This is a genomic window from Methylobacterium sp. Leaf456, from assembly GCF_001425465.1.
In the GTDB taxonomy this organism is placed as follows: Bacteria; Pseudomonadota; Alphaproteobacteria; order Rhizobiales; family Beijerinckiaceae; genus Methylobacterium.
Map to the genome: position 1 here is coordinate 42,822 of NZ_LMQV01000002.1, position 24,282 is coordinate 67,103.

At 71.0% G+C, this 24,282-nt stretch carries 23 protein-coding genes; 10 read left to right on the plus strand and 13 right to left on the minus strand.

The genetic code is table 11. The features are described from left to right. Positions 1–113: 113 nt before the first annotated feature. The 3 genes from ASG52_RS02330 to ASG52_RS02340 all read right to left on the minus strand — a co-directional run bounded on the left by ASG52_RS02330 (position 114) and on the right by ASG52_RS02340 (position 4,859). The gene (locus ASG52_RS02330) at positions 114–2,885 is read right to left on the minus strand and encodes a PAS domain S-box protein (protein ID WP_056238498.1); all 2,772 of its coding nucleotides are present in this window, start codon (positions 2,883–2,885) and stop codon (positions 114–116) included. Between the two features lie 134 nt (positions 2,886–3,019). Then, a complete protein-coding gene (locus ASG52_RS02335; RefSeq protein ID WP_056238501.1) occupies positions 3,020–3,781 on the minus strand; it encodes a Crp/Fnr family transcriptional regulator in 762 nt (253 codons plus the stop codon). A gap of 226 nt (positions 3,782–4,007) precedes the next feature. Continuing rightward, entirely contained in the window at positions 4,008–4,859 is an 852-nt protein-coding gene (locus tag ASG52_RS02340) for a glycoside hydrolase family 25 protein (RefSeq protein WP_056238503.1), read from the minus strand. A gap of 198 nt (positions 4,860–5,057) precedes the next feature. Between ASG52_RS02340 and ASG52_RS02345 the strand changes: the two genes are divergently transcribed. Beyond that, entirely contained in the window at positions 5,058–5,510 is a 453-nt protein-coding gene (locus ASG52_RS02345) for a DUF488 domain-containing protein (protein WP_056238505.1), read from the plus strand. 312 nt (positions 5,511–5,822) lie between these two features. Here the strand turns inward: ASG52_RS02345 and ASG52_RS02350 are convergent, their stop codons facing one another. Further along, complete coding sequence (locus tag ASG52_RS02350; protein WP_056238509.1) at positions 5,823–7,052, minus strand: FAD-dependent monooxygenase; 1,230 nt, start codon at positions 7,050–7,052, stop codon at positions 5,823–5,825. 262 nt (positions 7,053–7,314) lie between these two features. Here ASG52_RS02350 and ASG52_RS02355 point away from each other — a divergent pair, with 262 nt between their 5' ends. From ASG52_RS02355 to pncA, 4 genes are all read left to right on the plus strand, one after another. Next, positions 7,315–7,524: a hypothetical protein gene (locus ASG52_RS02355; RefSeq protein ID WP_056238510.1), complete on the plus strand. Its 210-nt coding sequence runs from the start codon at positions 7,315–7,317 to the stop codon at positions 7,522–7,524. Then, on the plus strand, positions 7,521–7,766 hold the full coding sequence (locus tag ASG52_RS02360) for a hypothetical protein (RefSeq protein WP_286158914.1): 246 nt from the start codon (positions 7,521–7,523) through the stop codon (positions 7,764–7,766). The genes ASG52_RS02355 and ASG52_RS02360 overlap by 4 nt, the downstream gene beginning before the upstream one ends. A 247-nt stretch (positions 7,767–8,013) precedes the next feature. Then, positions 8,014–8,988: a quinone oxidoreductase family protein gene (locus ASG52_RS02365; protein WP_056238512.1), complete on the plus strand. Its 975-nt coding sequence runs from the start codon at positions 8,014–8,016 to the stop codon at positions 8,986–8,988. A 58-nt stretch (positions 8,989–9,046) separates the two neighbouring features. Then, on the plus strand, positions 9,047–9,670 hold the full coding sequence (pncA, locus tag ASG52_RS02370; protein ID WP_056239453.1) for a bifunctional nicotinamidase/pyrazinamidase: 624 nt from the start codon (positions 9,047–9,049) through the stop codon (positions 9,668–9,670). A 193-nt stretch (positions 9,671–9,863) separates the two neighbouring features. Here the strand turns inward: pncA and ASG52_RS02375 are convergent, their stop codons facing one another. The 4 genes from ASG52_RS02375 to ASG52_RS02390 all read right to left on the minus strand — a co-directional run bounded on the left by ASG52_RS02375 (position 9,864) and on the right by ASG52_RS02390 (position 13,343). Continuing rightward, on the minus strand, positions 9,864–10,721 hold the full coding sequence (locus ASG52_RS02375; protein WP_056238514.1) for an aminotransferase class IV: 858 nt from the start codon (positions 10,719–10,721) through the stop codon (positions 9,864–9,866). Continuing rightward, positions 10,708–11,325, minus strand: a complete 618-nt coding sequence (locus tag ASG52_RS02380) for an anthranilate synthase component II (RefSeq protein ID WP_056238517.1) — start codon at positions 11,323–11,325, stop codon at positions 10,708–10,710. The genes ASG52_RS02375 and ASG52_RS02380 overlap by 14 nt, the downstream gene beginning before the upstream one ends. Continuing rightward, positions 11,322–12,707, minus strand: coding sequence for an aminodeoxychorismate synthase component I (gene pabB, locus ASG52_RS02385; protein ID WP_056238520.1), 1,386 nt, complete (start codon positions 12,705–12,707; stop codon positions 11,322–11,324). Before pabB ends, ASG52_RS02380 begins: the two co-directional genes overlap by 4 nt. Positions 12,708–12,920: 213 nt before the next feature. Beyond that, entirely contained in the window at positions 12,921–13,343 is a 423-nt protein-coding gene (locus ASG52_RS02390; protein WP_056238522.1) for a hypothetical protein, read from the minus strand. A gap of 168 nt (positions 13,344–13,511) precedes the next feature. On the opposite strand from ASG52_RS02390, the gene rimO reads away from it, so the two are divergent. Then, positions 13,512–14,858, plus strand: coding sequence for a 30S ribosomal protein S12 methylthiotransferase RimO (gene rimO, locus ASG52_RS02395; protein ID WP_056238524.1), 1,347 nt, complete (start codon positions 13,512–13,514; stop codon positions 14,856–14,858). 15 nt (positions 14,859–14,873) lie between these two features. Further along, positions 14,874–15,278, plus strand: coding sequence for a DoxX family protein (locus ASG52_RS02400; RefSeq protein ID WP_056238528.1), 405 nt, complete (start codon positions 14,874–14,876; stop codon positions 15,276–15,278). 120 nt (positions 15,279–15,398) lie between these two features. Here the strand turns inward: ASG52_RS02400 and hspQ are convergent, their stop codons facing one another. Next, positions 15,399–15,740, minus strand: coding sequence for a heat shock protein HspQ (gene hspQ, locus ASG52_RS02405; protein WP_056238530.1), 342 nt, complete (start codon positions 15,738–15,740; stop codon positions 15,399–15,401). Between the two features lie 61 nt (positions 15,741–15,801). Then, a complete protein-coding gene (locus ASG52_RS02410) occupies positions 15,802–16,851 on the minus strand; it encodes an HpcH/HpaI aldolase/citrate lyase family protein (protein WP_056238532.1) in 1,050 nt (349 codons plus the stop codon). 457 nt (positions 16,852–17,308) lie between these two features. On the opposite strand from ASG52_RS02410, the gene ASG52_RS02415 reads away from it, so the two are divergent. Continuing rightward, the gene (locus ASG52_RS02415) at positions 17,309–18,610 is read left to right on the plus strand and encodes a patatin-like phospholipase family protein (RefSeq protein ID WP_286158915.1); all 1,302 of its coding nucleotides are present in this window, start codon (positions 17,309–17,311) and stop codon (positions 18,608–18,610) included. Between the two features lie 243 nt (positions 18,611–18,853). On the opposite strand, the gene ASG52_RS02420 is transcribed toward ASG52_RS02415, so the two are convergent. Both ASG52_RS02420 and ASG52_RS02425 read right to left on the minus strand, forming a co-directional pair. Then, positions 18,854–19,414, minus strand: coding sequence for a hypothetical protein (locus ASG52_RS02420; RefSeq protein WP_056238534.1), 561 nt, complete (start codon positions 19,412–19,414; stop codon positions 18,854–18,856). A gap of 488 nt (positions 19,415–19,902) precedes the next feature. Next, positions 19,903–20,988: a replication protein RepA gene (locus ASG52_RS02425; protein WP_056238537.1), complete on the minus strand. Its 1,086-nt coding sequence runs from the start codon at positions 20,986–20,988 to the stop codon at positions 19,903–19,905. A gap of 706 nt (positions 20,989–21,694) precedes the next feature. On the opposite strand from ASG52_RS02425, the gene mazG reads away from it, so the two are divergent. After that, positions 21,695–22,525: a nucleoside triphosphate pyrophosphohydrolase gene (gene mazG, locus ASG52_RS02430; RefSeq protein WP_056238540.1), complete on the plus strand. Its 831-nt coding sequence runs from the start codon at positions 21,695–21,697 to the stop codon at positions 22,523–22,525. Between the two features lie 179 nt (positions 22,526–22,704). Here mazG and ASG52_RS02435 read toward each other — a convergent pair whose 3' ends face one another. Further along, positions 22,705–22,887, minus strand: coding sequence for a hypothetical protein (locus tag ASG52_RS02435; RefSeq protein WP_056239458.1), 183 nt, complete (start codon positions 22,885–22,887; stop codon positions 22,705–22,707). Positions 22,888–23,084: 197 nt separating this feature from the next. On the opposite strand from ASG52_RS02435, the gene ASG52_RS02440 reads away from it, so the two are divergent. Next, the gene (locus ASG52_RS02440) at positions 23,085–24,278 is read left to right on the plus strand and encodes an efflux RND transporter periplasmic adaptor subunit (protein ID WP_056238543.1); all 1,194 of its coding nucleotides are present in this window, start codon (positions 23,085–23,087) and stop codon (positions 24,276–24,278) included. Positions 24,279–24,282: the final 4 nt, after the last annotated feature.

Sequence of the window (24,282 nt, forward strand, 5' to 3'; positions counted from 1 at the left end):
GGAGCGCATTCCGACGAAGTGGACACCGGTTCGTCGAAAGAATGCGCGGCAAAGAAGGATCGAAAGCCGTGCCCGACCCAACGGGGTCGGGCACGGCTTTCGATGGGAAGAATCTACTCCTTCTCCAAGAGTCCCCCGAGCGGGGCGGTGATGCGGCAGACCACGCCGTCGGGCGCGTAATCGGTCCGCGTCTCGCCGCCGACGGCACCGGAGAGGCCGCGCTCGATCAGGCGCGAGCCGAACCCCTTTCGCGTCGGTACCTTGACCGGCGGGCCGCCGCGCTCGGTCCAGACCATCCGGACCAGGGCGTCGGGACCGGTCCCCTCGATCGTCCATTCCACGCCGACGCGCCCGCCGGGCACCGAGAACGCGCCGTACTTGGCGGCGTTGGTGGCGAGTTCGTGGATCATCAGCGAGAGCGAGAGCGCGGCCTTCGGGCCGACCTCGATCGGCGGCCCCGACAGGCGGATGCGGTCGGTCTCGCCGTCGTCGTGGATCGCGAGCGCGCCGGCCAGCACCGCCTCCAGCCCGGCACCCTCGTCGCCCTCCCCCGAGAGCAGGATGTCGTGCGCCTTGCCGAGCGCCACGAGACGGGCGACCAGCGCCTCCTTGACCGAACCGACATCGGTGACGTTGCGCAGGGTCTGCGAGGCGATGGCCTGGGCCATGGTCAGGGTGTTCTTGAGGCGGTGGCTCAGCTCGCGGTTGAGCACGCGCTGCTGCTCCTCGGCCTGGAGCCGGCCGAGCGCCGCCCAGACCCGGTCGGCCACCTCGCGCACGAAGCCGACTTCCGCCGGCTCCCACGCGCGGGGCGCGTCGGCATGGGCGAACAGCAGGCCGACGAGCTCGCCCCGGCGCAGCAGCGGCACCTTGATCTGGGCGCGGATGCGGTGCGCGGCGTAGCTCCCCCCGTCCGGGGCCAGGCCCGGATCGGCGGCGATGTCGGAAATCACCAGAACCTCGCCCCGGCGCAGGCGCGCCACCGTCGCGGCGAACAGGTCGAGCGGATGGGTTCCGGCGAGGCTCGCCATCGTCCCGTCGGTCCGGTCGCGCTCGATCCGGAAGCGGCCTCCGCCGAGATCGATGGCGCCGTAGCCGGCCCGCGACAGGCCGAGCGTCCGGCCGAGAATCTCGGCGGCAACGCTCGAGACCGCGGCGGCGTCGGAGGCGTCGCGCAGGCGGTCGCCGAGTTCGATGAGCGCCCGCTGGCGCGCCTCGACCCGCTTCTCCTCGGTGATGTCCTCGATCATCGCGGTGGTCAGCAGCGCGTCGCCGATCACCTGCGAGACGAGGTTGACCCGGCCCCAGATCAGGCGCCCGTCCTTGCGGCGGTAGCGCTTCTCCAAGGTCTCGCGCATGATCTCGCCCGCCGCCAGCCGGCGGTGCAGGCGGTCGCGCTCGGCCGTGTCCTCCGGCGGCGTCCACTTCGCCACCGAGTGGCCGAGGATGTCGGATTCCTCCGCGCCCCAGATCGCGCAGAGCTTGGCGTTGACCTCCAGGGCGACCAGCGTGCGCGGGTCGATCTGGACGATGCCGACATTGGCGCCCTCGAACACGGCGCGGAGCTGGCCCGAGACGCGGTTGCGCTCGGTGAGATCCAGCATGGCGCCGATCATCCGCAGCGGCGCCCCGCGCGCGTCGCGCACCATCGAGCCGCGGTCGAACACCTCGGCATAGGAGCCGTCGGCCCGGCGGAAGCGGTATTCGTGGCGCCAGTCGTCGCCGCCGCCGTCGATCACGGCCCGAATGTCGTCCTCGACCCGCGCCCGGTCGTCCGGATGGATGCACGCCAGCCACCAGCCGCCGGTGGGTTCGACGGCCTCGGGGGCCCAGCCATAGGCCGCCTCCAGCGCCTCGTTCCACAGCACGTGGTCGGTGACGAGGTCCCAGTCCCAGATCGCGTCGTTGGTGGCCCGCGTCGCCAGCCGCAGCCGCTCCTCGGTGGCGCCGAGCGCGCCCTGCGCCGCGCGCTCGGCGGTCACGTCGCGCACCGTGCCGACGAAGCGGAGCGTGTCGGCGCCCTCGCGCACCAGGGCGCCGCGGGCGGCCAGCCGATGGAGCAGGCTGCCGTCGTCGCCAACCGTGCGGTACTCGCAATCGAACCGGCCGGGGCCGTCGGGATCGAGGGCGGCCCGCACCGCGGCGTCGGTCCGCGCCCGGTCTTCCGGGTGGAGGCGGGGCAGGAACGTGCCCTCGTAGCTGACCGGCTCGTCCGGGCCGACGCCGAACAGGGCGCGGGTGCGCCCGTCCCAGCGCAGGAGGCCGGACGTGAGATCGTAATCGAAGGTGCCGATGCCGGTCGCCTCCACGGCGAGCCGCAGGCGCAATTCGCTCTCGGCGAGCGCGGCGATCTCCGCCCGGCGGGACAGGGCCGCCCGGCGCAGCTCGAACTTGGTCATCACCGAGCGGGCGAGCGCCGCGAGCCCCGCCGCTTGCGCCGGGCTCAGGCCCTCGGGCCGGGGTACGGTGTCGAGCACGCACAGGGCGCCGATGGCGACGCCCTCCGGCGTGATCAGCGGGGCGCCCGCGTAGAAGCGCATTCCCCGCGCCGCCGTGACCAGCGGATTCAGGCGGGTGCGGTCGTCCGCGGTCAGGTCGGGGATGACGAGGACATCGGTCAGGCCCAAGGTGTGCGAGCAGACCGAGCGGTCGAGCCCGGTCTCGGATTCGCTGAACCCGAGCCGCGCCTTGAACCATTGCCGGTCCTCGGTAACGAGGCTGACGAGGGCGGTGGGCGCGGCGCAGAGCTGCGCGGCGAGCGCGACCGCGTCGTCGAAATCCTGCTCGGGGTGTGTGTCGAGGATGCCGTAGCGGGCGAGCGCGGCGCGCCGCTCGGCGACCCCGGTCGCGATCCCCGCCGCGGCGGCGTCAGACGGTCGGCTCATCGGCACGGACGGGTTGGCTGTCGGTCATGGCGTCGTGTCGCCCCTTGCATCCCGTCCCCGCGGGCTCGGCGGCTCGGCCCCATCGAAGACAGTGCCGCAGGCGAACCGGCCGCACCATCCCGTGAGAGAGCGCTTTAGGTCGGCGGATCGATCGCGACAAGGCGACCATTTGGACCATAGACCGCCCCCAGCACCGTCTCGAAATGACGTTTGACGCAAGCGTGGCACTCGCAGGCCACCGCCTCGGTCTCGGCCCGGTCCACGATGGTGATGCGCCCGCGCCCGACCTCGATCAGCCCCTGCTGCTGCAGCATCCGCAGGATGCGGGTCAGGTAGGTGCGCTGCACCCCCAGCATCGCGGCCAGCGATTCCTGGGTGATCGGCAGCACGTCGCTCTCCAGCCGGTCCTGCAGGGTCAGGAGCCAGCGCAGGCAGCGCTCCTCGATCGGGTGCAGGGCGTTGCAGGCGACCGACTGGAGCACCTGCGCCAGCAGGCAGTCGGAGTAGCGGGTGAACAGGTTGCGCAAGCTCTCCGAGCGGCGCTTGGCCTCTTGGAGCCGCACCGAGTCCATCCGCAGCACCGGGCCGCCGATCTGGATCGTGGCGTGCGTCGAGGCCGGCAGGCCGCCGTTGCTGACGACGCCGCCGACCGCCCCCTCGCGGCCGATCGTGGCGGTCTCGGCGCTGCGTCCGTCGATCATCGAGATCAGCAGCGTCACCACCGTCTGGTCGAGGGGGAAGCTGATGAAGTCGACCTCGCGGCCCGCGGCGAACAGCGTCGCGCCGCGCGCGTACTCGATCCGCTCCAGATGCGGCAGCAGCAGCGCGCGGTCCTCGGACCGCAGGGACTTGAGGAGGAGGTTGCCTTCGAAGCAGCGCTCCAGGGCCGAAGGCATGGGGTCGCTCGGTATCCGTCGGATGGTGCGGCGCTCCTAGCGCGAGCCCCGCCGCGACGTCTGTCTACAAGTAGACGCTAAAATCGCCCGACAGCGAAAAACCCGTACAGAATCGCTCTTCCTCATACTCGACAGATCAAGCGCCGATGGGGCGATAACATACGTTATCCGCCACCGCGCCCATCCCCCGACTCCTGGCCTGACGTACCGCCGCCACGCGGCGCTGCTATTTGGCGCTGCACAGCCCCTGCGGGGCGAGACTGCGATGGTCGCGCGGGTCGCAATCGGTGGCGAGGAACGAGGCCCATTCCTTCGGGCTGCCGTAGAAGGCGTTGCGGTCCACGTCGCCGCGCACGCCGGGCACCCGGCCGGTCGAGGTGAACTGCCACAGCATCCACTTGCGGTTGGCGTAGCGCTGCTCCGGCTCGGCCGCGGTCGAGCGGACCCAGTGCGGGTAATCGGGCAGCTCGTCCTCCAGCACGTCCTTGTGGAAGGTGATGTCGGTGTAGATGATCGGCCGCTTGCCGGTGTAGCGCTCCATCTCCTCGAGCATGTAGCGCGTCATCGCCAGCGCCTGAGCCTTGGGCAGCTTCTTCGGGCACTTGGCTGAGTGGCCGTTCCACTCCACGTCGAGCACCGGGGGCAGGGCGGTCGGATCGTTCGGCACGTTGCGCTTGAACCACGCCATCTGGTCCTCCGCCGAGCGGCACCAGAACACGAAGTGGTAGGCACCCCGCGGCACGCCGGCCCGGCCCGCCCCGTCCCAGTTCTCGCGGAAGCGCTCATCGACGTGGTCGCCGCCCTCGGTCGCCTTGATGAAGGCGAACTGCGTGCCCGCGCCCTTCACCGAGGCCCAGTCGATCGGGCCCTGCCACTTCGAGATGTCGATGCCCTGGATCGGGTGGTTCTTGGCCTTCGCCACCCCCGGATGGGGCTTCACGTCGCCCTTGGTGGGGTAGAAGTCGCTCTGCGAGGCGCAGGCCGCGAGCCCGGACAGAAGGGCGGCGGCGAGCCCCCGCTTCAGCCAAGCGCGCGGGGCCGCAGGGCGTCGAGAGGTATACCCGGTGTCCTGCGACATCGATGGACCGCCACTTCCCGCGTGCGAAATCAATGGGTATTCGATGCCCCGCGGGCGGTTAACAGAGCTTTGCCAGCATTGCGGCGGATTTCCGGAAGCCGTTGCAAACCGGGCACATAGGCCGGCCTAGGCCGCCTCCGGCGGCGCAGGCTCCCGTGCTAATTCCCTCATCCGCCTCGGATTTCGCGCGAGTGCCCCATGCGCAACACTCTGTTCACCATCGGATACGAAGGCTTGGCGCCGGAGCGTCTGCACGCCGCGCTGAAGGAGGCGGGGGTCGGCGTGCTCGCCGACGTGCGGGCGGTGGCGAACTCGCGCAAGCGCGGCTTTTCGAAAGGCGCGCTGAAGGCCGGCTTGGCGGAGGCGGATCTCGGCTACGAGCATTTCCGCTCGCTCGGCACCCCGAAATCCGGCCGCGAAGCCGCCCGCGCGCACGACGCCGGGCTCATGCGGAAAATCTACTGCGAGGAGGTGCTGGACACCGCCGACGGCGGGCTCGCCCTCGACGCCCTCGCGGAACTCGCCGCCCGCGCCCCCACCTGCCTGCTCTGCTTCGAGCGCGACCCTGCCCGCTGCCACCGGAGGGTGTTGGCCGAGCGGTTGGCGGAACGGGGGTTCGAGACGGTGGACCTGTACGGCGAGTTTTTGTGATTCTTTTTTGACTTGAGCGACTTGCAGCACTGACAGAACGGCCGCGTGCATCCCCTCTCCCCGCACGCGGGGAGAGGGCTTCATGCCCCCTCGTCGGGGCATGAAGCGAGGCGGCAGCCGAAGGTGAGGGGGCGCATCCGGATGTGTCCTATCCTGAGATACCCCCTCACCCACGCTCCGGCTTCGCCTGCGCTTCCTGCATGGACGACAGGGTCCATGCAGGCCTCTCCCCGACAGATCCTGGGCTTGCCCAGGATCTGCAAGCAGGAACCAAAGTCGGGCAGGCCCGACTTTGGGCGGGGAGAGGGGAACTCAGCGCATCAACCGCGGCGCTCCGAGCCGCGGCTGCACGCCCTCGCGCATGACGAGGCGGCGCAACGGGGCGATCGAGGAGAGGACGACGAGGCCCAAGCCCCGCAGGGCGTCGACCGGCACGAGGTCGGTCAGCAGCGAGCGGTTGAGCCAGTCCACCGCCGTCCCGCGCAACCGGGCGTCGAGGCCACGGTTGCGGGCGAAGCCCGCGAGCGCGACGGGCGTCCCCGGATCGCGCCCGGATTCGCGGGCGGACAGCACCGCGTCGCGGATCGAGGCGGCGTCGCGCAGGCCGAGATTGAGCCCTTGCGCCCCGATCGGCGGGAAGACGTGGGCGGCCTCTCCGATCAGCGCGAGGCGCTCGGCCACCGGGCTTGCCACCGACAGCCCCCGCATCGGCACGAGGCCGCGCGGCCCGTCGATCCGCATCGCGCCGAGCATCGAGCGAGCCTGATGCTCCACCGCCGCCCCGAGCGCGGCATCGTCGAGGGCGGACAGGCGCTTGGCCGCCCGCTCGCCCGTGACCCAGACGAGGCTGGAGCGGTGCCCGCCCGGCAGCGGCACCAGGGTGAAGGGCCCGTTGCGGGTGTGGAACTCGGTGGAGACGTCGCGGTGGGGCCGCGCGTGGGCGAGCAGCGTCGTCAGCGCTCCTTGCGGGTACGACCATTCGCGGGTGCGCAAGCCCGCCGCCTGCCGCAGGGGCGAGCGGCCTCCGTCGGCGCCGACGACGAGCTGCGCCGCCAGGCTCCGCCCATCCGCCAGGGTGAGGATCGCCGCGCCCTCGGTGCGCTGCATCCCGGCGGAATCCGCCTCGAACAAGGTCAGGCCGGGAGTGGCGCGCGCCTGCCGCCGCAGGGTCTCGACCAAGCGGGCGCTCTCGACGTTCCAGCCGAACGCCTCGAGTCCGATCTCGCCCGCCGAGAACCGGGCGGGCGGCGGGCGGAACAGGCTGCCGGTGTCATCGACGAGATGCATCTCGGCGAGCGGCGCCGCATGCGGGGCGATCTCGCTCCAGGCGCCGAGCGCGGTGAGCAGCCGCACCGAGCCGTCGAGCAGCGCCACGGTGCGCCCGTCGGCGACCGGCGCGTGGCGCCCGACGAGGGCGGTCGCCACGCCGTCACGGGCGAGCGCCAGGGCGGCGGCGAGCCCCACCGCCCCGGCGCCGACCACCGCCACCTCGAAGCGCGGCGGCAGGGCGGGGAGGGGGGAAGGCGGGACCGGGACCGTCACGGCGACAAGGCTCCTCAAGCTGGCGCGGAAAGGCGGCCGCCGTCCCTACAGAGGCTGCGCCGGGGCCGGGTCAAGGGCGCCGTCCGCTCCCTGCGACGGCTTGGGCGCCGCCGCGGCGGCGACAAGACGACGCGACAAAATGAAACCAAATCGCCCCGCGCGCATTGCCAAAACATATGTTGGTCCGGCTCCGTCCCTTCCGTGGGTCGCCGGGAGCGACGCATCGTCAAACGGCGCGAGACACACGTCTGAGGGGGCGTTCGTGCGAAAGTTCATCACCACCCGGCCCGAGGCCGCCTCGGGCGATTTCGGCTCTCCCTACGATCCCGTCCTCGCGGGCGTGGCGCAGGGCCTGTCGCGCCTGTTTCCGCCGATCCGGCAGGCGGGCCCGGCCCGCACCGACGACCGGGCGAGCGCGGGCGACGCCGAGATCCGGCGCCATGCCGCGGCGAGCCGGGGAGGGCGCGGATGAGCGAGGCGACGCCCGGCATGCGGCCCGACCTGATCGACCAGCACATCGCGGCGATGACCACGGCGAGCACCAACCTGCTGCGCCAGATGCGCGACGAGGGCCTGCGCTACCGCGTGATCGTGCGGCCCGAGGACACCGCGACGATGCACGTCCACGTCCACCAGCTCACCCCGGAGATCGCCGAGCGCATCCACCGCTGCCTCGCCGGCATCGGCATGCGCGTCGACGTGCAAGAGGAATAGGCGAGGGGACAATCGTTCGAAGCTGCGTGAGCAGCTTCGCGGCGCGAAGAGCGCCACGCGGAGCGGGCCTCGGCTTCAGCCGAGGCATCGAGCGGAGCGAAAGCCCAAGCCTGCGGAGGCGGGCGCCGGCGATTGAGGCCACACAAAAAATCAGGGCGGGCCATCCCGCCCTACAAAAGTGCTTGCCGGCTGCGTCGCGCCCGATATGTCCGCCGGTAGAGGGCGGAACAGGGACGGAGCGAACACGATGCCGAAGGCGATCCGGGTGCACCAGTACGGCGGCCCCGAGGCGATGGTCTACGAGGACATCCCGACGCCGGAGCCCGGCCCCGGCCAGATCCGCGTCCGCCAGACCGCCATCGGCGTCAACTTCATCGACATCTACTTCCGCTCCGGCCTCTACAAGGCCGCCGCCCTCCCCTTCACCCTCGGCAAGGAGGGCGCGGGCGTGGTCGATGCGCTCGGCGAGGGCGTCACCGATTTCCGCGTCGGCGAGCGTGTCGCCTATGCCGGCGCCGTCGGCACCTATGCCGAGGAGGTCGTGGTCGACACGAAGGGCGTCGTCCACGTGCCCGACGCGATCTCCGACGAGACCGCCGCCGCGATGATGCTCAAGGGCCTCACCGCCCATTACCTGCTGCGCCTGACCTACCGGGTGCAGCCGGGCGACACGATCCTGTTCCACGCCGCCGCCGGCGGCGTCGGCCTCATCGCCACGCAATGGGCGAAGCACCTCGGCGCCACCGTCATCGGCACCGTCGGCACGCCGGAGAAGGCGGAGCTGGCGAAGGCGCACGGCTGCGACCACGTCATCCTCTACCGCGACGAGGATTTCGCCGCCCGGGTGAAGGAGATCACGGGCGGGAAGGGGGTTCCGGTCGTCTACGACGGCGTCGGCAAGGCGACCTTCCCGGCCTCCCTCGATTGCCTGAGCCCCCGCGGCGTCTTCGCCAGCTTCGGCTCGGCCTCGGGCCCGATCGAGGCCTTCGACATCGGCATCCTGGCCGCCAAGGGCTCGCTCTACGCCACCCGCCCCACCCTCTTCACCCACATCGCCACCCGTGAGCAGCTCGACGCCAACGCCGCCGAACTGTTCGAGGTGGTGGCGAGCGGCGCGGTGAAGATCCCGATCCATGCGCGCGCCAAGCTCGCCGACGCCGCGCAGGTGCACCGCGATCTGGCGGATCGGCAAACGACGGGCGCCACGGTGATGACGCCGTGATTCCGGGCTCTGCCCGGACCCGCCGAGGGACTTGTCCCTCGGGACCCCGGACTCGGCCGTGAGGCTCGACGAGACCAGCGTTCTGCTCGTCGTCGATGTGCAGAACGACTTCTTGCCCGGCGGGGCCCTGGCCGTGCCGGAGGGCGATGCCGTGATCGGGCCGGTCAACCGGCTGGCCAAAATCTTTCCGCACGCGGTGCTGACCCAGGATTGGCACCCGCCCGGCCACGCCTCCTTCGCCTCGCGCCATCCGGGCCGCCAACCGTTCGACACGATGGCGATGCCGTACGGCGATCAGGTGCTCTGGCCGGACCATTGCGTGCAGGGCACCCAAGGCGCCGCCCTCGCCGCGGGCCTCGACGCGGAGCGGGCCGAACTGGTGATCCGCAAAGGCTACCACCCGGACATCGACAGCTACTCCGCCTTCCTCGAAGCCGACCGGCAGACTCGCACCGGGCTCGCCGGCTACCTGCGCGAGCGCGGCCTCACCCACCTGTTCGTCGCCGGCCTCGCCACCGATTACTGCATCCGCTGGACCGCGCTCGACGCCCGCGCCTCGGGCTTCGCCGTGACCGTGATCGAGGACGCCGTGCGCGGCATCGACCGCGACGGCACCCTGCGGGCCTGGGCCGAGATGGAGCGGGCCGGGGTGGGGCGGGCCATGAGTGCCGATCTCGGCTGAGCGACGCCTTTCCAACCCAACCCCCTCATCCTGAGGTGCTGCGCAGCAGGCTCGAAGGAGGGCTCCAACCCGCCGCGCGCTCCCTGGAGCCCTCCTTCGAGGCTCCGCTTCGCTCCGCACCTCAGGATGAGGAGAGTGGGTGGAAGGGGAGGATCACGGCGTCCCGCGATCCTGTGATCCCATCATCCCTGGATCACGGGTTCAAGGCATCCGGCGCGGCGCCGCACGAAGCCGCCACCGCCCCACGCAACGCGGCCCATAGCCGCCGCACGGTCGCGTTCCCGGCACTGTCGTAAGTCGTGGGGCCGATCGCCGCCACGGGGGCGATCAGGCGCAGGGAGTTGGTGACGAACACCGCCTCCGCCCGGTCCAGCTCGGCGGGCCGAAGCGGACGTTCCTCGACGGAAAGGCCGAGCCCCGGCGCGATCCTCGAAACAATCTCGCCCCGGACGATACCCGGCAGCACGCCCTCCTCCGCGGGTGGCGTCACCAGCGCCCCCCCGAAAATCCCAAAAACGTTGCCGGTGCCGGCGCAGGCGATCCGCCCCTGCGTGTTCAGAAACAGCGCCTCGTCGAACCCGGCCGCCGTCGCGGCGCGGGCGGCCAGCACCGCGTCGAGATAGCCCAGCGTCTTGAGCCGGGAGGCCGGGGAGGTCTCGTTGCGGGCGATCCCTGTGGGCAGGAGCCGTAAGGCTGAGAAGAACAGGCCGGCCCGCGCCGGGGCGGCGCTGGCGAACAGGAACGGCGCGGGCTCTTTCGGCGGGGCGAGGCCGCGCGGGCCGGAGCCGCGGGTCAGCGTCGTGCGGATCGCCGCGAGCGGCAGGGTGTCGGCCAGTTCCCGCATCGCCTGTCGGATCGCGTCCGGGTCGGCCGGGAAGCCGAGGGTTTCCGCCGCCGCGACGAGGCGGTCGATATGGGCGAATTCGAACGCGATCCGGCCCTGCACCGCGAGCGCCGTGTCGAACACGCCGTCGCCGAGCAGGAGGCCGCGGTCGCCCATGTCGAAGGGCAGCGTGCCGCCCTCGACGAGGCGCCCGTCAGCCCACAGCATCGGCCACGCTCATTCGCGCCGCGCCGCGCCACGCGCGAGCGCCTTTGAGGAAGTTGGCGAACAGCGCGTGGCCGTTCTCGGTCAGCACCGATTCCGGGTGGAACTGGATGCCCCAGGTCGGATGCGTTCGGTGCGACAGCGCCATCACCTCGCCCTCGGAGGAGACCGCATCGACACTGAGCTGGCGCTCCATCTCCGGGGTCGGCGTCACGATCAGCGAGTGGTAGCGCCCGACCTGCATCGGCTGCGGCAGGCCGGCGAACAGCCCTTCGCCGCCGTGACGGATCGGCGTGGCGTGGCCGTGCAGCGGCCTGCCGGCCCGCTCCACCCGGCCGCCGAAGGCCGCGCCGATCGCCTGATGGCCGAGGCAGACCCCGAGGATCGGCAGCTCGCCCGAGAGTTCGCGGATCGCGGATAAGCTGACGCCGGCCTCCGCCGGGGTGCAGGGCCCCGGCGAGATCACCACCGCTTCCGGGTTCAGGGCGCGGATGCCGGGAACGTCCAGCGCGTCGTTGCGCACGACCCGGACCGTCTCGCCCAGCTCCTCGAAGTAGCGCACGACGTTGAAGACGAACGAGTCGTAATTGTCGACGACGAGGATCACGGCGCCTCCTCGAACGCGGCGAAGACCCGGGCGGCCTTGGTCAGCGTCTCCTCGTACTCAGAAGCCGGGTCGGACAGCAGCGTCACGCCGCCGCCCGCCTGAAGCACGGCCTGGGTCGCGTCCATGAACACGGTGCGGATCGCGATCGAGGTGTCGAGCGAACCGTCGAAGCCGAGCGCGCCGATCGCCCCGCAATAGAGCTCGCGCGCATCCCCCTCGATCTCGGTGATGATGTCCATGGCCCTGAGCTTCGGCGCGCCGGTGATCGAGCCGCCAGGAAACGTTCTTTCGATGAGGTCGAGGGCGTCCGCACCCTCGCGGAGCGTGCCGGTGACCACCGAGACGAGATGGTGGATGCCGGCATAGGATTCCAGCCCGCACAGGACCGGCACCCGGACGCTGCCGGGCTCGCAGACCCGCGACAGGTCGTTGCGCAGCAGGTCCACGATCATGATGTTCTCGGCCCGCTCCTTCGGGTTGGCCTGGAGGGCCGCCGCCACCTCGGCGTCGCGGGCCGCATCGGGATCGCGGCGCACCGTGCCCTTGATCGGCCGGGTCTCGACCGCGCGGCCCTGCACCTTCAGGAAGCGCTCCGGCGAGGAGGAGGCGACCGTGAGACGATCGAAATCGAGATAGGCCCCGAAGGTCGCCGGGTTGGTCGCCCGCAGGCGGCGGTAGAAGGCGAAGGGGTCGAAGCCGGGCGGCAGGTCGGCGACGAAACGCTGGGCGATGTTGGCCTGATAGATGTCGCCCGCGCGGATGTAGTCCCGGACAGTTTCGACAGCCCCTTCATAGGCTTCCCGCGACAGGTTCGTGCGCCACGCGAGCTCGATCGGGGTCCAGTCGGGCGGCGTTTCCGCAGGCTCGGCCAGCAGCGCGGCGAAGGCGTCGAGGCGGGCTGTCGCGCGCTTCTCCCGGGCCTCCGGGTCGGTCTCCGGGAAGCCCGTGGCGATCAGCAGGCCGGTGCCGCTGCCGTGATCGATGGCGAGCAGTGTGTCGTAGAGGTTGAAGGCGATGTCGTCGGTCAGCCCTGCCCGGCGGGCTGGCGAAATAACCCGCTCCAGGCTCGCGCCGAGATCGTAGGCAAAGTAGCCGATCGCCGCGCCGGGAAAGGCCGGCAGGTCGGGCCGGGGCGCGAGCCGGTAGGGGGCAAGGCAGGCCCGCAGGGCGTCGAGCGGCGCGCCCGGCACCGCGCGCCCGTCGAGGCTCGCCTGCCCGTCGCGATACCGGAAGCGCCCGAACGGGTCGGCGGCGAGCACGGAGACGCGCCCGAGCGTGTCGTGCGGCATGGCACTGTCGAGGAAGGCGAGCCCCGGCAGCCGGGCGAGGCGAGTGGCCGCCGCGACCGGGTCGAGGAAGGGAATTGGGCGGGTCCAGACCATCGGCTTCTAGGGTGTCGTGTCGGGGCTCTTGCCTCGGCGTCCGTCGCGGCGTCGCCTCAACCCACCCAAGGGCGTCCGGCATCGCGCCGTCAATCGCCTCGCATGGTTCGGGCCTGCGGGAGGGGTATGCGCCACCCTGGCCGCAGGCTCATCGATAGCCTCAAGGATCGACAACAAATCACTGTCGCGCACGCATTTTCTGGCCAACCTCGCTCACCCGCGCTCGGCGCGCTCGTAGAGGTCCAGCGACAAAGCGATCCCGAGCCCTCCGAGCTGCGCCAGCAGTTCGGGCGCGAACACGTCGCCGACATTGCTCCCCTCCATGAACCAGCCGACGAAGAACTCGATGTCGCCGCCGCTCGCTCGCCACGCGGCGAAGTGCTGCCGGTAAGGCTCCATCCGCTCGGCCGCCTCGGTGAGGGCCTCGGCGAGGTCGCCCTCGCCCTTGCTCACGAAGAAGGTCGCGTAGGTCTCCTCGTTGACACCGCCGAGCGGTCGGCCGTTCGGGGCCGTGCGTGGCGCCCCCACATCCCAGACGCGCCTCGGAACCAGGGGCAGCAACTCGGCGCAGATGACGGAGGCGACCAATTCGGGATGACGGATGCGCAGGCCGATCCGGTAGCGATAGGGGTGCATCGTCTATCTCCGGGTTCAGCCGACCCTCGCATACGAGCCTTGTGACATGGGCCGTGTGAACGGCTCCGCTCGCAACCGCGCCCCAATGCGGCTATATCGGCGGCTTCACCGCATTCCCGTGAAGTGCCCGCGGCCCTGTTTGCAAGGCGCCGCCCACGACGAGCCGTCATGACCGCCACCGCCTCTCCCTCGGACACCAAGGGCGCCGCCGCGCCGCGGATCTCGTTCGTGTCGCTGGGCTGCCCCAAGGCGCTCGTCGATTCCGAGCGCATCCTCACCCATCTGCGCGCCGAGGGCTACGAGCTGTCGCGCCGCCACGACGGGGCGGACGTGGTCATCGTCAACACCTGCGGCTTCCTCGATTCGGCCAAGGCGGAATCGCTGTCGGCGATCGGCGAGGCCATGGCCGAGAACGGCCGGGTGATCGTCACCGGCTGCATGGGCGCGCAGCCCGACGAGATTCGCGAGAAATACCCGAACCTCTTGGCCGTCACCGGCCCCCAGGCCTACGAATCGGTGGTGGCCGCCGTGCACGAGGCGGTGCCGCCGGCCCACGATCCGTTCCTCGACCTGATCCCGCCGCAGGGCGTCAAGCTGACGCCGCGCCACTACGCCTATCTGAAGATTTCCGAGGGCTGCAACAACCGCTGCAGCTTCTGCATCATCCCGAGCTTGCGCGGCGATCTCGTCAGCCGCCCGGCGGCGGACGTGCTGCGGGAGGCCGAGAAGCTGGTGAAGGCCGGCGTGAAGGAGCTGCTTGTCGTCTCGCAGGACACGAGCGCCTACGGCCTCGACACCCGCTACGCTCCGAGCCGCTGGCAGGACCGGGACGTACGCGCCCGCTTCTATGACCTCGCCAAGGAACTCGGCGAACTCGGGGCCTGGGTGCGGCTGCACTACGTCTATCCCTATCCGCACGTGGACGAGGTCATCCCGCTGATGGCCGAGGGCAAGGTCCTTCCCTACCTCGACATGCCGCTCCAGCACGCGAGCCCCTCCGTGCTCAAGCGGATGCGGCGGCCGGGCAACCAGGAACGCCAGTTGGAGCGCATCCGGCGCTGGCGCGAGGTCTGCCCCGATCTCGCGATCCGCTCGACCTTCATCGTCGGCTTCCCCGGCGAGACGGATGCGGAGTTCGAGGAACTGCTGGAGTGGATCAAGGAGGCCCGCCTGGAGCGGGTCGGCTGCTTCGAGTACGAGCCGGTCAAGGGCGCCGCCGCCAACGAACTCGGCGCCGCCGTGCCGCCTGAGATCAAGGCCGAGCGCAAGCGCCGGTTCATGGCGGCCCAGGAAGTCGTGTCGCTGCGGTTGCAGCGAGCCAAGGTGGGCAAGCGCATCCCGGTCATCATCGACGAAGTCGGCCCCACGGTGGCGCGCGGGCGCTCGAAGTCGGACGCGCCGGAGATCGACGGCACCGTCCACGTCGCCTCCCGCCGCCCGGTGCGGCCGGGCGACATCGTCACCGTGAAGATCGAGCGGGCCGAGGCGCACGACCTGCACGGCCTCGCGGTGTAGCGCGTCGCCCCGCGAATGAGCGACGACCGCCGCTGGCTACGGCTCGGCCTGATCGGCCTCTACGGCTTCATCGGCGTGGTTCACCTCGCCGCGCCCGAGAGCTTCCTGCCGATCATGCCGGATTGGGTACCGCATCCGCGCGGCGTGGTGATCGCCACCGGCCTGTGCGAAATCGCGGCGGCCCTGGCGCTGATGACGCCGTGGCCGCGCTTGCGCCGGGCGGCGGGGATCGGGCTGGCGCTCTATGCGGTCTGCGTGTTCCCGGCCAACCTCAAGCACGCGGTCGAGGGCATTGCGGTCCCGCCGATCCCCGACACGTGGTGGTACCACGGCCCCCGGCTGGCGTTTCAGCCGGTCATGGTGTGGTGGGCGCTCTACGCGACGCACGTGATCGACTGGCCGCGGCGCAAGCGCAGCTAAGTCCAGGTTTCGAAAGGACAAGTCCTTTCGCGGGTCCAGGGCGGAGCCCTGGTCGGCGAAGCCATCCATGGGGCTCCGCCCCAAACCCCGCCAAAGGACTCGTCCTTTGGGATCCCGGACTTAGTTCGCGTGGCCCAGGCGCATGCGGTAGCCGCCGTCGGAATCGCGCTCGAACACCTCGTTGATGCCGGCATGGCGCAGGGCCTCGCCGGAGGTGTCGGGCACGAGGTTCTGCTCGGAGACGTAGGCGACGTACTCGCTGTCCGCGTTCTCGGCGAGCAGGTGGTAGAACGGCTGGTCCTTGCGCGGCCGGACGTCCTCCGGAATCGCCAGCCACCATTCCTCGGTGTTGGCGAATTCCGGATCGACGTCGAACACCACGCCCCGGAACGGGTAGATCCGGTGCCGGACCACCGCACCGAGGCCGAATTTCGCGGTTCTCATGCTGGTCTGCTGATTCATGACCGACAAGATAGGCCTCGCGCCCGCTCCCTGCCAATGCGCGCGCTGCCTTTCGCGACGATCAGGGGAGATTGTAGACCTTGGCGAGGTCCGGGTCCTTGTCGGCGACGAGCCGGGCGAGGTCGACGATGACCTTGGCCTGCTTCCACGTGGCGTCGTCCTGCATCTTGCCGTCGATCATCACGGCGCCGGTGCCGTCGGGCATCGCCGCGACGATGCGGGAGGCGAAGTTCACCTCGTCCGGATCGGGGGCGAACACGGTCTTGGCGAGCGCGACTTGGCTCGGATGCAGCGTCCAGGCGCCGGCGCAGCCCATCAGGAAGGCGTTGCGGAACTGGACCTCGCAGGCGGCCGAATCCGAGAAGTCGCCGAACGGGCCGTAGAATGCCTTGATGCCGTTGGCCATGCAGGCATCGACCATCCGGGCGATGGTGTAGTGCCAGAGATCCTGCTGCGCGGACGAGCGCTCAGCGTCGCCTTTCGGGTCGGACAATACCTTGTAGTCCGGGTGCCCGCCGCCGACGCGGGTGGTCTTCATGCCGCGCGAGGCCGCGAGGTCGGCGGGCCCGAGGCTCATCCCGTGCATGCGGGGGGAGGCGCAGGCGATGGCGTCGACGTTGGCGACGCCTTCCGCCGTCTCGAGAATGGCGTGGACGAGGATCGGCTTCTTGACGCCGTGGCGCGCTTCGAGCTGGGCCAGGAGCTGGTCGATGTAGTGGATGTCCCACGGGCCCTCGACCTTCGGCACCATCACCACGTCGAGCTTGTCGCCGACTTCGGCCACCAGGGTGAACAGGTCGTCGAGGATCCAGGGCGAGTTGAGCGCATTGATGCGCGTCCACAGGCCGGTGCCGGAGGCGGCGAAATCGGTGGCCTTGGCCATCTCGACGAAGCCCTTGCGCGCTGCCTCCTTCTGGTCGGCCGGGACCGCGTCCTCCAAGTTGCCGAGCACGACGTCCACGGTCTTGGCCAGCTCCGGCACGCGGGCGCGGACCTTGTCGTTGTGGGGCGGCACGAAGTGGATCATCCGCTCGAGCTTGATCGGCAGCTCGCGGAACGGCTCGGGCGCGCCGGCGGCGAGCGGCTGGAAGAAGCGGCGGGGCAGTTTCATCGGATGTCTTGGCTCCGGATGGGGCGTCTGACCAACCGGTTAGAGCACCCCGGCCCCCGCCGTAAAGCCGGGCTTTCGGCCGAGGGTGGCGACCCGCCGCACGGTCGGACCCGAGATGGACAGAACATCCGCGGACAACCCTTGCGCCGGATGCATTCGAGCATTGCACGAAACCGCATTCGGGAAGATCATCCGCGGGCGAGCCCAAGATTCGGCCAAGGATTCGGGTGTGCCCGCGCACCGCGTCCGGGTCCGGTTCGCCCCAGATTGGCGAGGATTGCTTGCCCGACGAAGCATGACGGCCTGGAACGCTCCGGGCCGGGCCGTGTTTTCCGGCCGAGGCGGGCGTGTGGATTCACGAAACTCCTGCCGGTCCGTCGCGGCCGGTGGGAGACATCCGGTGAGCGGATGTGTCGAGGGTCCACGCAGATCGAACACCGTCAAGGGACGTGCGTCGATGCCGGAACGGATCACGATTTCGAACGAGCGGGGGCTGCCGGCCGCCGGGCGGATGCGCCGGGGGCTCGTGCTCACCTTGCTCGGCACCGCCATGGCGCTCGGTTCGCCCGCCATCGCGGCCGAGCGACCGGCCGCCAAGAAGATGCAGGCGGAGAAGATGCAGGCCGAAAAGCCTGCCGAGAAGCCATCGCCCGAGGAGCGGCCGGACTACACCGCCGCGCAGGCGGCCAACGCCCGGCCCGAGGGGCTGCCGGCGTCCGTGCGCATCGCGGGCGACGACGTGAGCGCCTTCAAGGCGCTGATCGAGACGGCCGACAAGGCCTCCGATCCCTGGCTGGTTCTGTCGGGGGGTGGGGAGAACGGCGCCTTCGCGGCCGGCCTTCTGACGGGCTGGAGCGAGCGCGGCGACCGGCCGGTCTTCGGCGTCGTCACCGGCGTCTCGACCGGCGCGCTGATCGCCCCCTTCGCCTTCGTCGGGCCCCAGGCCGACGGGGCGCTCAAGCAGAACTACACCGAGATTTCCGCCGCCGACGTGTTCGAATTCGGCGGCACGCGGGATTCGCTGACCGACACGTGGCCGCTTAAAGAGCGGATCGACCGCGCGGTGACGCCCGCGCTGCTCAAGGCCGTGGCGGCCGAGCACGCCAAGGGCCGGCGCCTCTTCGTCGCCACGACCCAGGTCGACAGCGAGCGGCCGACCCTGTGGGACATGGGCGCGATCGCCACCCTCAACGCGAGCGGCGACGCCCGCGCCCTCAAGCTGTTCCGCGAGATCGTGCTGGCCTCGACCGCGGTGCCCGGCGTGTTTCCGCCGGTGCTGATCCCGGCGAGCGCCGGGGACAAGACCTTCGAGGAGATGCACGACGACGGCGGCGCCATGGGCCCGTACTTCCTCGCCCCCGCCGCGGCTTTGGCGGGCGAGGCCCGGCTGATCCTGCCGGCCTCGCGCATCTACCTCGTGGTCAACAACCGGCTGGAGCCGGACTTCCAGATGGCGGGCCGCTCGGTGCTGTCGGTGCTCGGCCGGACCATGTCGGCGGCGATCAAGGCGCAGACCCGCGCGGCGCTGGCGCTGACCCGCTCCTACGCCCAGCGCACCGGCCTCGACCTGCAGGTGGCGCTGATCGACAAGCGCTTCACCCAGACCTCGGAGCGCCCGTTCGACCGGCCCTACATGCAGGCCCTGTTCGCCCACGGCCAAGCGCTCGGCCGCACCGGCACCGCCTTCGCCGACACGCCCCACCACGACGGGGGGCATGCGGAGGGTTCGGGTTCGGTGGGGGCCGTCGCCGGGCGGTGACGGGGTGGGGGAGGGGGTTCGGCCCCGAACCTCCCACCCATTCCCCTCATCCTGAGGTGGCGACGCGCAGCGGCGCCCTCGAAGGAAGGCTCCAGGGATCGCGCGATACACTGGAACCCTCCTTCGAGGCTGCTTCGCAGCACCTCAGGATGAGGTCGTGGGTGGGAAAAGTCTGGCGGCCCAGCAGGCGGTGACGGACCCGCCTCGCCGCCGCATCGAAACCGCAACAGGGGTGACGCTCCGTCACCCCTCCTCCGCCTCAGCCGGGGCGTAGACGGCGTCGCCCAGGCGGCGGAGCGGGCCGCCGGGGCCGGAGCGCTTCCAGAGACGCGTGTTGAGGGCCGCCACCGGATCGGCGCCCGGCAGCGCGAAGCCCTGGTCGGACAGCCGCGCCCAGATCTCGCCGGCGTGGAGCGGCCGGCCGGCCTCCTCCAGGGTGGCCAGCGCCGCCTCGATCAGGGCGCGGCCGTAGCGGCGCGCCTGCACCGTCTCGGACAGGCCGCCGGGCTCCGGCTCCGTCCGTGCGGCGGACGGAGCCGGGGAGGGCGGTGCCGGCACCCACGACGCGGGCGAGGCCGCAGAAGAGGCCACTCGGGCGGGCTCCGCGGCAAGATGGGGCGGGGCAGGGTGGAACGGGGCGGGGGCGTCCGCCGCCTCTGCGAGGGCGGCCGCGCCCCCCTGCCCCGCGAGGCGGCGGCCGAGATCGAGGTAGAGGACGAGGTCGGCGATCTCCCGCTCGATGGCGTCGCGGCGGCGGCGCAGCTCTGCCAGCCTCGCCTCGGCCTGAACTTCCGACAGCCCCATGTTCCAAACGCTCCGACGGCCCCGGTATGGAACGAGGCAAGGGTGGGAACATAGCGCGGGTTGGAATGGAATGGAATACAGGCTCGGTGATTTCGTTCTATTCCGTCTCTATCGAGATTTTCTATGTCCCAAATATTCCACATTCCGTGACGCGCCTCGCGCGATCCGCATCCCCCTGTCGTCTTCCGCTTCCCGCCGTCATCGCGAGGCGGAGCCGAAGCGATCCAGGGCTCGACCTTTCGGAAAGGGGCGAGGCCACGCCGATGCGGCCATCGGCGCGGCCTTTCCGGCGCGTGCGGAGCGCTGGATTGCTTCGGCTCCGCCTCGCCATGACGGGAATGCTTCGATGGAACGAAGCGGGTGCCACTGAGCCGGGGGTGAAATGGAATATTCCTTATGCCGACATATTCCATCTAAGGAACTCAATTATGGAATTTCAATCTAAGAATATTCCATATTCCTTCCCATAAAAGGACCGGAACACACGCTCACCCCCGCGCGGCCTTGGCCGTGCGGGCCGCCTTCGGCGGCACCAGCAGGCTGCCGGGGTCGGCCGGGTGGAGGAGGAGGCCGCCCTCGTCGAGGTCGATGCGGAGCTTCGGAAACACCTCCAAGAGGCCGGCGAGGTCGGCCTTGAAGGCTTGGCGGAAGCTGCGCAGGCTGGCGTTCTCGGCCCCGAACTGGCGGTGCAGGTTCTCCCAGGTGAGGCGCAGGGGGCGCTGGAGGGCGCGGAGCCGATAGCCGGTCCAGAACAGCAGGTCGAGCTTGCGCGCCGAGCCGGAGAAGGCGCGGGCGGCGCGGATATCGACCGGGAGCGCGTGCCGGATCAGGCTGTCGTAGAAATCCTGGTGGAACGAGACGGTCTTCTGCCAGACGAGGCCGTCGTCGCCGCGGCGCCACAGCTCCAGGGAGCGGAACGGGGGCACGTTGAGGGTCGAGGCCTGGCCCTCGCCGTCCCACAGGCCGATCTGCATCGAGCAGGCGGCGAGGCGGTTGAGCTGGTCCTTGAAGGCCCCGATCGTGCCGCGCTCGCCGCCGGTGACGGCGAAGCCCATGGCCTTCATGAACCCCGAGAGGCTGTCGGCGACCTCGACCGTGGGGCTCCTCTGGCGCACCGCCTCGGTGCAGAGATGCAGCAGCACGAGCCGCGCCTTGGGGCCGTAGGGGAGGCCCTGCGGCTCCATCTCGCCGGTCACCGGGTTCTTCAGGCGCCCGGCCATGAGGCTCAGGGAGTTGCGGCCGTATTCCCGCACGAATTCCCGGGTCGGGCCGGGATCGCGGTAGGGTAGGCCGCAGAGCGCCAGGACCGAGTGCAGGTGCTGGAGGTTTTCCGGCGCCGTCGGCTCGTTCTCGATCACCTCGCGCACGGCCTCGCGGCGGCGGCGGTCGCGGCCCATGGCGTCGCGGCGCTCGGCCTGCGCCCCGGCGGCAGCGCGCTCGGCATCACGCTCGCGCTGGCGGTAGAGCAGGTGCTCGACGATCGGCGCGAACAGGAAGCCGCCGCGCGCCGCCTCCAGCTCGGCGCGCAGGTCCGCGTCGCGGATCTGGTCGATCTTGGCCTCGATCCCGGACATGGACCGGTTCTCAGCGCGCCGCCGCCGGGACGGGGGCGAGGGGGGCGAAGGGCGAGTGAGGGATCACGGGTCGCTCGGGTCCTGAAGCGGGTCTTTGCCGCCAACCACCCTGTCGCGATTCGGCTCCGCGGAGTCCCAGGGGCCCAGGGAGTTTTCCCGGCAATTCACGCATCCCCGTCCCGCTCTGCACAGGCAGGCGGTGAGACGACCGCGCAGAGTTCGATACGGGCGTAAAACCACCCACGCAGAGTTCGATACGCCTGCGATCCCCGCCTTGTCCCCGCGATCCACCGGCGAGCCCCGCGATCCACGCCGAATCCCGTGCGCCCTCACGCAGAATCCGATGCGATTCCTCCGCCAGCCCGCGCAGAATCCCATGCGGACCCACGCAGAGTTCGATGCGCATCCACGCAGAGTTCGATGCGCGAACAGAGCACAAGCCACGGGTAGGACAGGGTAATTCGGCGCCCCTATAACTTGCCGAACTGACTCTCGAATAATCCTTTACAGATAGCTTTCCTAAGGGGGTTGGAGCACCGTTCGGCAAAACGAACATGCTGGAACCCCTGATTTTCAAAAGGAATGAAAGGAATTTTGCACAGGGCCAGCTGGGATTCGCCCTGGTTTGTCCCCGCCGTGGGATGCTGCCGCAGCGGCGCAGGAGCGGCTATGAGCGACTCCGAAAAAACAGCCGGAGGCCGGGCGGATGGCGGAGCGGGACGGGGCGGCGATCGACAGGCTGCGGGGGCTGATGGCCGATTTGCGCCACCCTGAGCGGGGCTGCGCTTGGGACTTGGCGCAGACGCCGGAGAGCATCGTCCCCTACACGATCGAGGAGGCCTACGAGGTCGCCGACGCGGTCGAGTGCGGCGACGCGGACGACCTGCGCGACGAACTCGGCGACCTGCTGCTGCAGGTCGTGTTCCAGGCCCGCCTCGCGGAAGAAGCCGGCGCCTTCGGCTTCGATGATGTCGCCGAGGCGATCGTCGCCAAGCTGATCCGGCGCCACCCGCACGTGTTCGACGCGGAGGGGGCGTTCCTGCCGCCGGGCCAGCGGCCGGACGATCCGGCGGCGATCGAGGCGGCGTGGGGACGGATCAAGGCGCAGGAGCGGGCGGCGAAGGCCGCCTCCGGCAAGGTGGAAGCCGAGCCCGGCCCGTTCGCGGGCATGCCGCGGGCGCTGCCGGCGCTGGCACGGGCCGACAAAGTCTCGCGCCGGGCCGCCGCGACGGGCTTCGACTGGCCGGACGCGGCCCAGGTGCTCGCCAAGGTGCGCGAGGAGACCGACGAGGTCGAGGAGAGCTTGGGCGCGGGCGACCCGGAGGCGGTGGCCGAGGAGATCGGCGACCTGCTGTTCTCGGTGGCCAACCTCGCCCGCCACGCGGGCGTCGATCCGGAGGAGGCCCTGCGCCGGGGCACGCGCAAGTTCGAGCGGCGCTTCGCCGCCATGGCGGCCCGCCTCGACGGCCCCCTGGAGGACAGCGACCTCGCCACCATGGAAGCCGCGTGGCAGGCGGCCAAGCGCGCGGAAGCATGAAGAGCGCCGGGGCGTGCCCGCCCCGGCGCTCTTCATTGGTCCTGGTCACGACCGAGTCATGGGTTTCGAAAGGACTTAGTCCTTTCGCGGGTCCAGGGCGGAGCCCTGGTCGGCGAAGCCAACCTCAGGGCTCCGCCCCGAGACCCCGCCAAGGGCCTGAGGCCCTTGGGACCCCGGACTTACGAGATCAGGTCGAGCTTCGACGTCTCGAAGCCGGCGGTGCGCAGGCCGTCGGGGAGGGCGGCGTAGTCGGCGTAGCCGGCCTCGCGGGCCATGGCGTCGAGGGCGGTGCGCTCGTCGTCGGCGCTGCCGGTCCAGAGGACGGCGCCGCTGGTCTTCTGGCGGATCTGGAAGATGCTCATGCCGGGAACCTCATCGGGAAGGGGGCGGCGGCTCGGCCAGCGCATTCTTCGAGGGACTGCGCCGCGAATCCTGTGATGGGACAACCCGTAGGACCGGCCGCGGTTGCACTGCGACTTTGCACCGCGCCATCAAATCGCCCGGCCTCGTGGACAAGGGGAGGGCGGTCCTTGCCCGTCCTCCGTCGAAGCGAAGTCCCATGTCCGCCCGCCTCCTCGCCCTGCCGGTCGCGGCCTGCCTGAGCTTCGCCCCCATGGCTTTGGCCGCCGACGAGGCGCCGCCCGCGGCCGCGGTGCCGGACCCTGCCGCTTTGCTTCCGGCCGTGAGCGTGGTGCCGGCCGAGCGGCGGGAGATCGTCGAGCGGGCGATCGTCACCGGCACGCTAGTGCCCCGCGACGAGATTCTGGTCGCCCCCGAGGTCGAGGGCCTGCGCATCGTCGAGCTCGCGGTGGAGGAGGGGGATCGGGTCGAGAAGGGCGCGGTGCTGGCCCGGCTCTCGCTGGAGATGATCGAGACGCAGGAGGCGGCCAACGCCGCCGCCACCGCCAAGGCGGACGCCGCGATCCTCCAGGCCAGGAGCCAGATCGTCCAGGCCGAGGCGGCGCAGATCGAGGCGCGCCAGGCGCTGGAGCGGGCGCAGTCCTTGGTCAAGACCGGCAACGCCACCGCGGTCACCCTGGAGCAGCGCGTCTCGGCCGCCGAGGGCGCGGGCGGGCGGCTCGACGCGGCCCGCGCCGGGCTCGCGCTCGCCCAGGCCGACCTCGCCGCGGCGAAGGCGCAAGCCCGGGAGATCGCGCTGCGGCGCGCCCGCACCGAAATCCGCGCGCCGGAGGCCGGCATCGTCAGCCGCCGCACGGCCCGCGTCGGCGCCACAGCAAGCGCGGTCGGCGAGCCCCTGTTCCGCCTGATCGCGCGGGGCGAGATCGAATTGGAGGGCGAGGTGCCCGAGACCGCCCTGCCCCGGCTCAACCCCGGCGATCCGGCCCGGCTCGAACTGGAGGACGGGCGCGCGATCCCCGGCGCGGTGCGGCGGGTCTATCCGGAGGTCGATCGGGCGACGCGGCTCGGCCGGGTCCGCATCCGCTTGGCACCGGACGCGGCGCTGCATATCGGCGCCTTCGCCCGCGGCCGGGTCGAGGTGGCGCGGCGCGAGGGCGTCGCGGTGCCGCTCGCCGCCGTGCTCTACGCCGCCGACGGCACCGCCACGGTGCTGGCGGTCGCGGAGGGCCGCGTCGCCGCCCGCCGGGTCGAGACCGGGCTCTCGGCCGAAGGCTTCACGGAAGTGCGCTCCGGCATCGCGGCCGGCGAGACGGTGGTGGCGCGGGCCGGCTCGTTCCTGCGCGACGGCGACCGGGTGCGCCCGGTCCTGCCCGCGACGGCCGCGGCCCGCTGAGGGG